The 14,617-nt window shown below is 72.1% G+C and carries 1 protein-coding gene and 1 pseudogene; both read left to right on the top strand.

The features are described from left to right. Window positions 1-48 precede the first annotated feature (48 nt). Window positions 49-11,136: pseudogene (locus tag ACFXBC_RS20480) on the top strand (type I polyketide synthase); the annotation flags it as partial. Continuing rightward, window positions 11,133-14,549 carry an amino acid adenylation domain-containing protein gene (locus ACFXBC_RS20475; protein WP_385026022.1) on the top strand — a complete coding sequence of 1,139 codons (3,417 nt, stop codon included), beginning with the start codon at window positions 11,133-11,135 and terminating at the stop codon, window positions 14,547-14,549. The pseudogene ACFXBC_RS20480 and the gene ACFXBC_RS20475, both read left to right, overlap by 4 nt. The last annotated feature ends 68 nt before the right edge of the window (window positions 14,550-14,617 follow it).

The following is a 14,617-nucleotide window of genomic DNA, read 5'->3' as shown; positions in this document are numbered from 1 at the left end:
GTGCGTAGTGAGGAAGGCGTCAATCGGATGGCGAACGAAGAGAAGCTTCGCGACTATCTCAAGCGGGTCACCACCGACCTCGCCCAGGCCCGGGAGCGCCTGCGGGAGATGGAGGAACACCGGCCGGAACCCGTGGCCATCGTCGGGATGGCCTGCCGGTTCCCGGGCGGGGTTTCCTCGCCGGACGAGCTGTGGCAGCTGGTGGAGTCGCGTGGCGACGGGATCGGCCCCTTCCCGGACAACCGCGGCTGGCCCCAGGACCTGGTGGACCCCGACCCGGATGCCGCAGGCAAAACCCTCTCCGGCGAGGGCGGATTCCTCTACGACGCGGCCGAGTTCGACGCCGGGTTCTTCGGGATCAGCCCGCGTGAGGCCCTTGCGATGGACCCGCAGCAGCGGCTGCTCCTGGAGACCTCCTGGGAGGCGCTGGAGAACGCCGCCATCGACCCGACCGATCTGCGGGGCAGTTCGACCGGCGTGTTCACCGGGCTCTTCTACCACGACTATCTGCCGTCGCACTCGATGCCGGAGGAGGTCGAGGGGTACGTCGGCGTCGGCGCCACGGCGTCGGTCGCCTCCGGGCGCGTGGCGTACGTACTGGGGCTTGAGGGCCCGGCGGTGACGATCGATACGGCGTGCTCGTCGTCGCTGGTGGCGCTCCATCTGGCTGCTCAGTCGCTGCGGTCGGGGGAGAGCACCCTGGCGCTGGCCGGCGGGGTGAAGGTGATGTCCACCCCCAACACGTTCATCGACTTCTCGCGGCAGCGAGCCGTGGCTCTGAACGGACGCTGCAAGTCCTACGCCGAGGGCGCGGACGGCACCGCGTGGGGTGAGGGGGTCGGCGTCCTGGTCGTGGAGCGGCTCTCGGATGCCCGGCGGAACGGTCACAAGGTGCTGGCGGTGGTGCGCGGCAGCGCCGTCAATCAGGATGGTGCGTCCAACGGTCTGACGGCCCCGAACGGTCCGTCGCAGCGACGGGTGATCCGGGCGGCGTTGGCCGACGCGGGACTTGCGTCGGCCGATGTGGACGTGGTCGAGGGGCACGGCACCGGGACGGCGCTGGGCGACCCGATCGAGGCGCAGGCGCTGTTGGCGACCTACGGGCAGGAGCGGCCCGATGGCCGTCCGCTGCTGCTGGGTTCGGTGAAGTCGAACATCGGCCATGCGCAGGCCGCCGCGGGTGTGGCAGGCATCATCAAGGTCGTCGCCGCGATGCAGCACGGTGTGGTGCCCGCGACGCTGCACGCCGAGAACCCGTCCTCACACGTGGACTGGGACGCGGGCGCGGTACAGCTGGTCACCGAGGCGATGCCGTGGCCGGAGACGGGCGAGCGTCCGCGTCGTGCCGGGGTGTCGTCCTTCGGGTTCTCCGGCACCAACGCCCACGTCATCATCGAACAGCCCCAGGAAGCGCCCCAGCTTGAGGACGAGTCCGCTGATGCGGCCGGTACCGCTGCTGGTGTGGGTGGTGTGGTGCTTCCGGTGGTGCCGTGGGTGGTGTCGGGTCGTTCGGTGGCGGGTCTGGCGGGGCAGGCCGGCCGGCTCGCGGAGTTTGTGGAGCGGGATGCGGGTGTGCGGCCGGTGGATGTGGGCTGGTCGTTGGCGTCTTCGCGTGCGGTGCTGGAGCACCGGGCGGTGGTCCTCGGCTCGGATCGCGATGAACTGGCTGCCGGGTTGGGTGGGTTGGCTGAGGGCCGTGAGGTGCCGGGCGTGGTGAGCGGTGCTGCGGACGGTAGCGCGGGCAAGCTCGGCTTTGTCTTTACGGGGCAGGGCGCTCAGCGTGTCGGTATGGGCCGGCAGCTGTATGAAGCCTTCCCGGTGTTTGCGGGGGCGTTTGATGAGGTGTGTGCGGGTCTGTCGGGGCATGTTGAGGGTTCGCTCGCTGCGGTGGTGCGCGGTGAGGGTGAGGTGTCCTGGCCTGGTGGGGGGAGTGTTGATGCGACGGTGTGGGCGCAGCCTGCTCTGTTCGCGATCGAGGTGGCGCTTTTCCGGTTGCTGGAGTCGTGGGGTATTGCCCCGCAGGTGGTGGCGGGGCATTCCATTGGTGAGCTGGCCGCTGCTCACGTAGCCGGGGTGTGGTCGTTGGGGGATGCCTGTGCGGTGGTGGCTGCTCGTGGTCGTTTGATGCAGGGCCTGCCCACTGGCGGGGCGATGGTGGCGGTGGAGGCTTCCGAGGAGCGGGTGCGTGAGGTGATTGTGGCCCGTCCGGGTGTGGATGTGGCTGCGGTCAACGGGCCGCGTGCGGTGGTGCTCTCCGGTGTCGAGGGTGAGGTGTTGGCGGCGGCGGAGGAGCTGGCACAGGCTGGTGCGCGGACGCGTCGTCTGCGGGTGTCGCATGCGTTCCATTCGCCGTTGATGGAGCCGATGCTTGAGGAGTTCGCCGCGACGGTCGCTGGAGTCCAGTGTCACCGGCCGCGGTTGGCGATGGTGTCGGCGCTGACGGGTCGTCCCGTGGCGGATGAGGTGATGGATCCGTCGTATTGGGTGCGGCATGTGCGTGAGGCCGTCCGGTTCGCCGATGCCGCGCAGAGTATGCGTGGGCTCGGGGTGGGCACCTTCCTGGAGCTTGGCCCGGACGGTGTGCTGTCCGGGATGGGGGCGCAGTCCCGTGCCGAGGGCGAGACCTCGGCCGAGGTGTGGTTGCCGGTGCTGCGCCGGGGCCGTGATGAGCCGAGGGCGCTGCTGACCGCGCTGGCGAAGGCGTTCGTACGCGGGGTGCCGGTGGGCTGGCAGAACGTCTATGCCGGTACCGGTGCGCGCCGCGTTGACCTGCCGACCTATGCCTTCCAGCGGCAGCGTTTCTGGTTGGAGGCGGCCAGTGACAGCCGTGCTGAGGATCTTGGTCTGGCATCTCCGGGGCATCCGCTGTTGGGCGCTGTAGTAGTGCTGTCTGCGGGTGGTGGTGTGGTGTTGACGGGGCGGTTGTCCTTGTCCTCGCAGTCGTGGCTTGCGGATCATGTGGTGGCGGGTCGGGTGGTGGTGCCGGGTGCTGCGTTGGTGGAGTTGGCGGTGCGGGCCGGGGACGAGGTGGGCTGCTCGCGCGTTGATGAGCTGCTGAGTGAAGCGCCCCTCGTACTGCCCTCGGTTGGTGGCGTGCGGGTGCAGGTGACGGTGGAGGTACCGGATGAGTCCGGTCACCGTGCGGTCAGCATTCATGCCCAGGACGAGGATGTTTCGCCGGAAGGGGAGTGGACCCGGCATGCGGCGGGTGTGCTCTCGGCGGCCGGGGCAGCGGCTGAAGGAAGTGGCGACGGCTTCAAGCAGTGGCCTCCGGCCGACGCGGAGGCCCTTGACCTGGAGAGCTTCTACCCGGGATTGGCGGAGCGTGGTCTTGGCTACGGCCCGGTGTTCCAGGGCGTACGGGCGGCCTGGCGACGCGGTACGGAACTCTTCGCCGAGGTCGCCCTGCCGGGAGACGTGAGTGTGGCCGGGTTCGGTCTGCACCCCGCGCTGCTCGATGCCGCCCTGCACGTGGCCGCCGCGCACACCGGGGATGACCGTCTGGCGTTGCCGTTCGCGTGGAGCGACGTGATGGTGCACGCCTCGGACGCGGCGGCGGCGCGGGTACGGGTGACGCCGGCCGCCTCGGGCGATGGGCTGACGGTGACGCTGGCCGACGCGACCTGCGAAATAGTCGCCTCGGTAGGCAGGCTGGCGCTGCGGACCGTGTCGGCTCAGGAACTCGGAGCTGGTGCGCATGCCGCCGAAGACGCCCTATTCCGGGTCGAGTGGGTGCCTGCCCCGGCCGCGAGTTCGGCGCCGGACGGGCAACGGGAGCCGTCCGGCCGGTGGGCCGTGCTCAGAGGAACGGCGGAAGGCGTCGGCGCGGAGCTGCCGGGTGCGGTCGCCTACCCGGATGTGGCCGGGCTGGCGGCGGCGGTCGGGGCCGGGGCTGAGGTCCCGGAAGCCGTCGTGGTGCGGGTCGTACCCGAGGTGAGCACCGGAGCCCTCGCGGCTGCGGCGCATCGGACCGCGGTGGATGTACTGGAGCTGGTGCAGCAGTGGCTGGCGGCGGATGTGCTGTCCGGTGCGCGGCTGCTGGTGGTGACCGAGCGTGCGGTGGACGCCGGACCCGAGACACCGATAGAGCTGGCTGCTGCCCCGGTCTGGGGCCTGATACGGGTGGCGCAGACGGAAAACCCCGGCCGGATCCTGCTCGTCGATGTGGACGACGCGTCCACGGCGGACGTTGCGGACCGGCTGCGAGCCGGACTGGGCCTGGGCGAGCCGCAGATCGCCTTCCGGGACGGACAGCTGCGCGTGCCGAGGCTGGCCCGGGTACGCTCCACGGCCCCCTCCACACCCCCGTCCACCGACCAGGAGCGTCATCCGCGTACGGTCCTGATCACCGGTGCCACCGGTGTGCTGGGCGGTCTGGTGGCCCGGCATCTGGCGCGGAGCGGACAGGCCGAGCGGCTACTGCTAGTCTCACGCCGCGGTGGCGAAGCCCCCGGAATGCAGACCCTCAGCGCCGGGATCGCGGAGCTGGGTGTTCAGGTCACCGCCGTGGCATGTGATGTGTCCGATCGGGCGCAGCTCGCGGACGTGCTCAGGGATGTGCCGCTGACAGGCGTCGTGCATGCGGCCGGGGTGCTGGACGACGGGCTGTTCGCATCGCTGACGCCGGAGCGGGTCGAGCGGGTCATGCGGCCCAAGGTGGACGCGGCCTGGAACCTGCACGAGCTGACCCGGGACCTGGGCCTGAGCCTGGACACCTTCGTACTGTTCTCGTCCATCGCGGGCGTGGTCGGTAACGCCGGACAGGCCAACTACGCGGCGGGCAACACCTTCCTCGACGCCCTGGCCGCGCACCGCCACCAGCAGGGTCTGCCCGCCGTTTCGCTGGCCTGGGGGCCCTGGGACCAGGGCATGGTCGGCGAACTGGCCGAGGCCGACCTGCAGCGGATGGCCCGCCAGGGACTCAGGCCGCTGTCCGACACGCGCGGGCTCGCGGTGCTGGACGCGGCCGTTGGCCGGTCCGAGTCGCTGCTGGTGGCTGCCGAGCTGGACCCGGCCGCGCTGCACCGTACCGGCGAAGTCCCGCCGCTGCTCTCCGGGCTCGTACGGGGGAGCCGCGCGGGTTCGCAGCCCGCCCGCCGTACGGCCGGACAGCCGGCCGCCGAGGACCGGAACGTCCTGGCCGCACGCCTGGCAGGCCTGGGCAGGGCCGAAGGGCAGGCGCTGCTCCAGGACCTCGTCATCACCCAGGCCGCCCTGGTGCTGGGCATGGCCGGGCCCGGCAGTCTCGACGCGGACCGTCCGTTCCGCGACATCGGCTTCGACTCCCTGACCGCCGTGGAGCTGCGCAACCGGCTCAGCAAGGCGACCGGGCTGCGGCTGCCGGCCACCGCGGTGTTCGACTACCCGACCCCCGCCGCGCTGGCGGGATTCGCCCTGACCGAACTGGTCGGTGAGGGGAACGCGCTGTCCGCGGACGCCACGCGCCCGGGAGCGGCCGGTGTGGCTGCGGAAGGCCGTCCGGGGGACGACGACCCGGTGGCGATCGTCGGGATGGCGTGCCGCTTTCCGGGCGGCGCCTCGTCCCCCGCCGAGTTCTGGAGGATGCTGGCCGCCGGAGAGGACGGCGTGGGCCCCTTCCCCCTGGACCGCGGCTGGCCGGCCGACGTGGTCGACCCCGACCCGGACGCGGCGGGCAAGAGCCTGGTGGGGGAGGGCGGATTCCTCTACGACGCGGCTACGTTCGACGCGGAGTTCTTCGGGGTCAGCCCGCGTGAGGCTCTGGTGATGGACCCGCAGCAGCGGCTGCTGCTTGAGACCTCCTGGGAGGCGCTGGAGGACGCCGGGATCGCCCCGACCGACCTGCACGCCACCGCGACGGGTGTGTTCACGGGCATGTTCCACCATGACTACCTCTCGGCCACCGGACTGCCGGAGGAGGCCGAGGGGTACGTCGGCCTCGGCGCCACCGGGTCGGTCGCATCGGGCCGGGTGGCCTATGCGCTGGGTCTTGAGGGCCCGGCGGTGACGGTGGACACGGCGTGCTCCTCCTCGCTGGTGGCACTCCACCTGGCAAGCCAGTCGCTGCGTTCAGGTGAGAGCACGCTGGCACTGGTCAGCGGCGTCAACGTGATGTCCACCCCGGTCACGTTCATCGACTTCTCGCGGCAGCGTGGGCTCGCGTCGGACGGTCGCTGCAAGGCGTATGCGGAGGGCGCGGACGGTACCGGCTGGGGTGAGGGTGTCGGTGTCCTGGTCGTGGAGCGGCTCTCGGATGCCCGGCGGAACGGTCACAAGGTGCTCGCGGTGGTGCGTGGTTCGGCCGTCAATCAGGACGGTGCGTCCAACGGCCTCACCGCACCCAACGGCCCCTCTCAGCAGCGCGTCATCCGGGCGGCACTGGCCAGTGCAGGTGTCAGCACGGACGGTGTGGACGTGGTGGAGGGCCACGGCACGGGAACACGGCTGGGCGACCCGATCGAGGCGCAGGCCCTGCTGGCGACCTACGGACGGGGCCGTCCGGAGGACCGGCCGCTCTGGCTGGGTTCGGTGAAGTCGAACATCGGCCACGCGCAGGCCGCTGCGGGCGTGGCCGGAATGATCAAGATGGTGCTGGCCCTCCAGCACGGGCAGGTACCGAAGACCCTGCACGCCGATGAGCCGTCCTCGCATGTGGACTGGGATGCGGGGGCGGTGCGGCTGGTTACTGAGCCGGTGCCGTGGCCCGAGACGGGTGGGCGTCCGCGTCGTGCCGGGGTGTCGTCCTTCGGGTTCTCCGGCACCAACGCGCACGTGATCATCGAAGAGGCTCCGGCCGTTGAGCAGTCTGCTGCTTCCTGGGACGCTCCTCTGAGCGAGGCCGGTGGTGTGGTGTTGCCGGTGGTGCCGTGGGTGGTTTCGGGTCGTTCGGTGGCGGGTCTGGCGGGGCAGGCCGGCCGGCTCGCGGAGTTTGTGGAGCGGGATGCGGGTGTGCGGCCGGTGGATGTGGGCTGGTCGTTGGCGTCTTCGCGTGCGGTGCTGGAGCACCGGGCGGTGGTCCTCGGCTCGGATCGGGATGAACTGATGGCCGGGCTGAATGGGTTGGCGGAGGGCCGGGAACTTCCCGGCCTGGTGAGCGGAGTCGCGGGGGCTGCGGGCAAGCTCGGCTTTGTCTTTACGGGGCAGGGCGCTCAGCGTGTCGGTATGGGCCGGCAGCTGTATGAAGCCTTCCCGGTGTTTGCGGCGGCGTTTGATGAGGTGTGTGCGGGTCTGTCGGGGCATGTTGAGGGTTCGCTCGCTGCGGTGGTGCGCGGTGAGGGTGAGGTGTCCTGGCCTGGTGGGGGGAGTGTTGATGCGACGGTGTGGGCGCAGCCTGCTCTGTTCGCGATCGAGGTGGCGCTTTTCCGGTTGCTGGAGTCGTGGGGTATTGCCCCGCAGGTGGTGGCGGGGCATTCCATTGGTGAGCTGGCCGCTGCTCACGTAGCCGGGGTGTGGTCGTTGGAGGATGCCTGCGCAGTAGTCGCTGCTCGTGGTCGTTTGATGCAGGGCCTGCCCACTGGCGGGGCGATGGTGGCGGTGGAGGCTTCCGAGGAGCGGGTCCGTGAGGTGATTGTGGCCCGTCCGGGTGTGGATGTGGCTGCGGTCAACGGGCCGCGTGCGGTGGTGCTTTCCGGTGTCGAGGGTGAGGTGTTGGCGGCTGCGGAGGTGTTGGCGCTGGCTGGTGCGCGGACGCGTCGTCTGCGGGTGTCGCATGCGTTCCATTCGCCGTTGATGGAGCCGATGCTGGAGGAGTTCGCCGAGACGGTCGCTGAAGTCGCCTATCAGAAGCCGCGGTTGGCGATGGTGTCGGCGTTGACGGGTCGTTCTGTGTCGGACGAGGTCACTGACCCCTCCTACTGGGTACGGCATGTGCGTGAAGCGGTCCGGTTCGCCGACGCCGTCGACGCGATGCGTGAGACCGGGGTGCGCACCTTCGTTGAAATCGGGCCGGATGGTGTCCTCTCCGGCATGGGACCGCAGACCCGCACCGAGGGCGAGACCTCGGCCGAGGTGTGGTTGCCGGTGTTGCGCCGGGGCCGTGATGAGCCCAGGGCGCTGCTGACCGCGCTGGCGAAGGCGTTCGTACGCGGAGTACCAGTGGACTGGGAGAAGCTCTATACGGGCACGGGTGCACACCGTATCGGCCTACCCACCTACGCCTTCCAACGGCAGCGCTACTGGCTGAACATGACGTCCGCGAGCCGTGCTGAGGACCTTGGCCTTGAGCCCCCCGGGCATACGCTGCTGGGCGCGACCGTCGAGCTGCCGGCATCCGGCGAGGTGGTGCTGACCGGGCAGCTGTCCCTGTCCGCGCAGCCCTGGCTGGGCCAGTCGCTGGTGGCCGAGCGGGCAGTGGTTCCCGCCTCGGCGCTGGTCGACATGGCCGTACGGGCGGCCGACGAGGTCGGCTGCGAACGCGTCGAAGAACTGCTCGTCGATTCACCGCTGGTGCTCCCCGGGCGCGGCGCCGTACGGGTACAGGTGACCGTCGGCAGGGCCGATGCCGCCGGGCACCGGGAGATCGCGGTGTTCGCACGGCTGCCGGAAGGGGAGTGGGTGCGGCACGCCTCGGGCACCGTGGCCCCGGCCGGCACCGACGACGCCGCTGCGGACACAGCGGCCTGGAGTACGCACTGGCCACCGGCGGGCGCCGTCCCGGTCGATGTGGACGGACTGTACGAGGAGTTGGCGGCTGCCGGACTCACGTACGGGCCCGTGTTCCAGAGCGTGCGCGCTGCCTGGCGGCGCGGTGACGAGGTGTTTGCGGAGGCCGCGCTGGCCGAGGACACCGAGGTGTCCGGATTCGGTGTGCATCCCGCACTGCTGGACGCCGCGCTCCACCTGGCCGGACTGGACCAGGCCGGGCAGCAGCGACGGACGGACGCCGAGGGACCGTGGTTGCCCTGTGCCTGGAGCCGTGTGCGGCTGTACGCGTCCGGCGCGACGGTGGCGCGGGTGCGAGTGGCGCCGTCGGCATCCGGCGAGGGCACGTCGGTGGAGCTGGCCGACCCTGCGGGCCTGCCGATCGCCTCCGCCAGTTCGGTGGTTCTCGCACCGCTCGCTCCCGGGGCCCTGGAACAGGCCACCGGAGCGGGCCGGGACGGGCTCTTCCGGGTCGAGTGGGGCACGGGGCACGCGATGGCCGCCTCAGGAGAGCCGGACCGCCGCTGGGCGGTGCTCGGTGACGACGGCGGGCTTGACGTGCCCGGTGCACAGGCATACGTGGATGTCGCGGAGATGAGCGGCGCGGTGCGGGCGGGCGCACCGGTGCCCGGCGCGGTGGTGCTCTGCTGCGTCCCCGGCACCGGTCCGGCCGCGGATTCCGCAGCCGGTTCCGTTCCCGAGGCGGCACGCGAGGCCGCGGTGCGGGTACTGGAGGCCGTCCACGAGTGGCTGTCCGTGGATGAGCTGGACGGTGCGCAGCTGGTGGTGGTGACGGAGCGCAGCGTGGACGTCGGCTCCGGCGCGGATGTACGGATGGAGTACGCGGGCGTCACCGGTCTGGTGCGTACGGCGGCTGCCGAGCACCCGGAACGGATCGTACTGGCGGACGTGGAGCACCTCGCGGGCTCCGGGCCCCTGGTGGTGGCCGGAACGGCGCTGGGCGAGCCGCAGTTCGCGGTGCGGGACGGCGAGGTGCGGGTGCCGAGGCTGGCACGGGCAGCCGGGGATACGAAGGCGGCGCAGGACGGCCAGGACGGGCGACCGGCGGTCGCCGAACCGGGCGCCCCCGACACCCCGGTACGGGAAAAGTCGGCGCACGGGCGGGCCGGAACGGCCGGGCGGGCCGTGTCCACGCCGCTGTCCGCCGCCCGCCCGCCCGCCGCCCACGGCACCAGCACGGTGCTGGTGACAGGTGCCTCGGGTGCGCTCGGCGGCCTGGTCGCACGGCACCTGGCGCGGACCGGCCGGGCCGGGCGGCTGCTGCTCGCCTCGCGGCGGGGCCCGGACGCCCCGGGGATGCCCCGACTCGCCGCCGAACTGGCCGGGTCGGGAAGCTCCGTCCAGGTGCTGGCGTGCGACGCCGCCGACCGGAAGCAGCTGGCCGCAGTGATTGCCGGGGTGCCGGTGGCGTCGCCGCTGACCGGGGTGGTGCACACCGCGGGAGTGCTGGACGACGGCGTGCTCGGTTCGCTCACCCCGGAGCGCGTCGAGCAGGTCATGCGGCCGAAGGCGGACGCCGCCTGGCATCTGCACGAGCTGACCCGCCACCTCGACCTGGACACCTTCGTCCTCTTCTCCTCGGTCGCCGGTGTTCTGGGCACACCGGGGCAGGCCAACTACGCGGCGGGCAACACCTTCCTGGACGCGCTGGCCGCCCACCGGCACCACCGCGGTCTGCCCGCCGTGTCGCTGGCATGGGGGCCCTGGGAGTCCGGCATGGCCGGCCAGCTCACCGCAGCGGACCGGCAGCGGATGACGCGCCAGGGACTGCGTCCGCTGTCCGATGCCGACGGGCTCGCACTGCTCGACATCGCCCTCGGCAGGACGGAGCCGCTGCTGGTCACCACCCGCCTCGACCTGCCCGCGCTGCGCAGCGCAGGCAGTGCCGTACCGGCCCTGGTGGCCGGCCTGGTCCGTCCCGGCCGGCGCACCGCCGGCGGGCCCGGCCCGGGCGCCGGCCGGAACCTGCTGAACCAGCTGGCGGCGCTCCCGCCCGAGCAGCTCCGGGGCGCGGTGCTGAATCTGGTCCTGACGCAGGCTGCCCTCGTACTCGGACGGCCGGGCCCGGAATCCATCGAGTCCGCCCGCTACTTCCGCCAGCTCGGCTTCGACTCACTGACCGCGGTGGAGTTCCGCAACCGGATGAGCGGCGCGCTCGGGCTGCGGCTGCCCGCAGCGGTGGTGTTCGACTACCCCACCCCGGCGGAGCTGGCCGGCTACCTCCTGGTGCGGATCGCCGAGCAGGAGATCGACTACGCGCCGGTGCTCGGCGAGCTCGACCGCCTCAAGTCGCTGCTCTCCGGGATCGCACGGCGGGGCGGCAGGAAGGCGGAGATCATGAGCCGCTTCGAGAACATCATGGAGGAGTTCCGCGGAGCGGAGGCGGACAGCGCGTCCTCCGACGAGGACATCATCGAGGCCACGGATGACGAGATGTTCGACCTCATCGACAAGGAGCTGGGGATCCAGCCGGGCACCGGAGGAGGAGCGGCGTGAGGAACTCCGCGGAAGAGCACATACCTGCGGAGGGGGCCGGCCGGACCGGAGCCGCCGGCGACCGGACCTCCCGGGGAGAGGCGGCCGTCTCCCCCGGGGAAGAGGCGCTGTGGCTGCTGGAGTCGATGGTGCCGGACACCCCGGTGAACAACCTGTCCGCGGCGTTCGCCGTCGACGGCCGGGTGGACGCGACGCGGCTCCGCGCGGCGCTGGCCGTGCTGGTGCGGCGGCACGAGGCGCTGCGCACCGTCTACCGCAGCGAGGGCGCCCGGCTGGTCAAGTGGGTGGCCGACGCCGGTGATCTCACGATCCCGGTGAGGGAGGCGCAACTGTCCGGCGAGCCGTCCCAGGCGGACCTCGCACCGGTCGCCGCCGCCCCGTTCGCCCTGGACGGCGGCCCGATGGTGCGGGTGGGCCTGTTCCGCTCCCCGGGTACGGAATGCGCCTCGGGTACGGAGGGATCATCGGGCGAAGCCTCGGGTACGCACGGGTCGTCCGGTGCTGCCTCTGATACGCACGGATCGTCAGTCGGCGCGTCGGGTACGGACCGGTCGTCCGGCGGCGCGTCGACTACGGACCGGTCATCCGGCGGTTCCGCGGGCAGTGACCTGGTCTGCGTGACAGCGCATCACCTCGTACTCGACGAGGTCTCGGGGCCGCTGCTCCTGGCCGAACTGGCCCTCGCGTACGAGCAGGAGGGCCGGGACGAGGGAGAGCGGGCGACGGCTGCGGCACCGGGTGCGGACCGCGAACCGGTGCCCGGCCGGAGCGGACCGGTGGCGAGCGCCGGGAGCCTCGCGTTCTGGCGCGCGGAACTGGCGGGCGTGAGCACCGGTGACCTGGAGCTGTCCTGCACCGCGCCCGAGCCCGACCGGCCGACCCTGGCCGCCGACCGGCTCGACCGCACCCTTCCGCCGCGCACCACGGAGGCACTCCAACGGTGCGCGCGGGACATGGGCGTACCGGAGTCCGCGGTCCTGCTGGCCGCCTACTACGTGCTGCTGGAGACCCACGGCGCCGGTCCCGACCTGCTGGTCGGCTTCCCTGTCGATCGCCGGCCGCAGTACGCCGCCGGGGCGATCGGCCGGCACACCAGCCATGTGCCGCTGCGGCTGCGGACGGACCGTAAGGAGAGCATTCGCGATCTGGTGCTGCGCAGCGCCGAGCGGCTCACCGCGGGTACGGCGCACGCCGATGTGGCCGTGGACGCGCACCCCGCACTGATGCCCGCAGGGGGCTCCGCGCGTCGCTCGCTGCCCTTCCGGCACGCCTTCGAGTACCGCACACCCGGCGGCCCGCCGACCTTCTCCCTCGGCGGCCTCGACGCCACGCCCTTCGACACGACGAGCGGCGCCGCACGGTTCGATCTCCAACTGACGGCCATTCAGGGCCGGGGTACGGACGGCGCCGTCGCGCTGCGCCTGTGCTACCGCACCGAACTCTTCGACGCGGCCCAGGCCGAACTGCTGCTGGCCCGCTACGAAGCGGTGCTGGCCTCGTTCCTGGCAGACCCGGACCGGGCAGTCGGGGACGTGCGCTGGTGGAGCGGGCGGGACCACGAGATCATCGGCGCGGCCAACGACACGGCCGGCCCCGTCGACCCCGCCACGGTCCTGGCGGCCGTCGAGCAGCAGGTGCGGCGGACACCCGCGGCGGTCGCCGTCGTGGACGGGGAACACGCCGTCAGCTACCGGCAGTTGTGGAACGCCGCACACGCCATGGGCGCTTGCGTCCGGGAGGCGGGCCTGGGGCCCGGGGACGTCGTGGCGATCGCCCTGCCGCGCGGGGCCGAACTGGTGGCTGCGGTGCTGGGGACCTGGCTGGGGGGCGCGGCGTACATGCCGCTGGACGCCGCCCACCCCGAGGACCGGCTCCGCTATCAGCTCTCCGACTCGGGCGCGAAGGTGCTGGTGGCGAATGAGGAGACGGCCGCCATCGGCGGCCAGGACGGCCCCGCCGTACTGCTCGCGCCACCGGTCTGCGAGGCCCCGCCGCAACCGGCCGCCGACGCCCCCGCCGCACCGGTCGACCCGGCCGCCTGCGCCTACCTGATGTACACCTCGGGATCGACCGGGCGCCCGAAGGGAACCCTGGTCGGCCACGCGGCCCTGGTCAATCTGGCCGTGCACTTCGTCGCGCAGCTGGCCGCGTCACCCGGCGACACCATGCTGTGGACGACGACGTTCGCCTTCGACATCTCCGGGCTTGAGCTGTTCGTGCCGCTGATCTCCGGCGGCCGGGTGGTGGCCGCCCCGGACCCGGCCAGGAGCGACGGCCGGGTGCTGCGCGCGCTGCTGGACCGGTACGACGCGCGGTTCGTCCAGGCGACGCCGACGACCTGGCGGCTGGTCATCGACCGGGCGGCGGAGTGTCTGCGCGGCCGCAGCGTCCTGGTCGGGGGTGAGCCGGTGCCGCTGGCGCTGGCCCGGCAGCTGCTGGCGGCCGGCTGCGAGCTGCACCACGTCTACGGCCCCACCGAGACGACCATCTGGTCCACCTCCCGCGTGATCGCGGAGGACCCGGGCGCCCGGCTCGACGTGGGGCGGCCGATCCTCAACACCCGTACCCACGTGGTCGATTCGTACGGCCGTGACCTGCCGGTGGGTGTCCGCGGGGAGCTGTGCATCTCCGGTACGGGTGTCGCGCTGGGCTACCACGGCCGGCCGGAGCTGGACGCGGAGCGCTTCGGCATCCACCCCGAGCACGGCCGCTTCTACCGCACGGGCGATGTCGCCTGCTGGCGTACGGACGGTCTGATCGACCTCTTCGGCCGGAGCGACCGGCAGGTCAAACTCCGCGGCAACCGAATCGAGTTGGGCGAGATCGAGGCGACCCTCCTCACGCACCCCCAGGTCGGCGCCGCCGCGGTGATCCTGGTCGGCGACCCGAGCGGCGACGGTGTGCTCATCGGCTGTCTGGCGCCGGCCGACGGTACGGTCGACACCGCGAGCGTCCGCGAGTACGCACGCGCGCGGCTGTCCCGGTCGATGCTCCCCGGTGACCTCGTCACGGTCGATTCCCTGCCGGTCAACGGCAGCGGCAAGGTGGACCACCGGGAGCTGGAGCGGATCGTCACCGCCCGCCGCACGAGCCGCGCGGCCGAGGACCCGTCAGGTCCCGGCGGCCGGAACGCACCAGGCCTGCCGGGAGACGGGCCACCGGACACGCTGACCGCCCAGCTGGTGACGGTGTGGCGGAACATCCTGCGGCGCGAGGACGCCGACGCCGACACCGACTTCTTCGCCGGCGGCGGGAACTCCATGCTGGCCGCCGTGGCACTTCAGGAGTTCCAGAACATCAGTGGCCACTCGCTCAGCCTCTCCGAGGTCTTCGAGCGGCCCACCCCCCGGGAGCTGTCCGCCCGGGTCAGGGAAGCAGAACAGGAAGCCGAAGCGGGAACAGCTGCGGGCTGAGGTCCCGCGCTCTGTGCGAACGGCCGGGTCACCGGCCGTTCACCCACACCTCCGCCCGGCGGGCGACG

This window comes from Streptomyces sp. NPDC059398 (genome assembly GCF_042751845.1).
Taxonomy (GTDB): Bacteria; Actinomycetota; Actinomycetes; order Streptomycetales; family Streptomycetaceae; genus Streptomyces.
The sequence above is the reverse complement of the archived record's forward strand: the minus strand, read 5'-3'. Positions and strand labels throughout refer to the sequence as shown.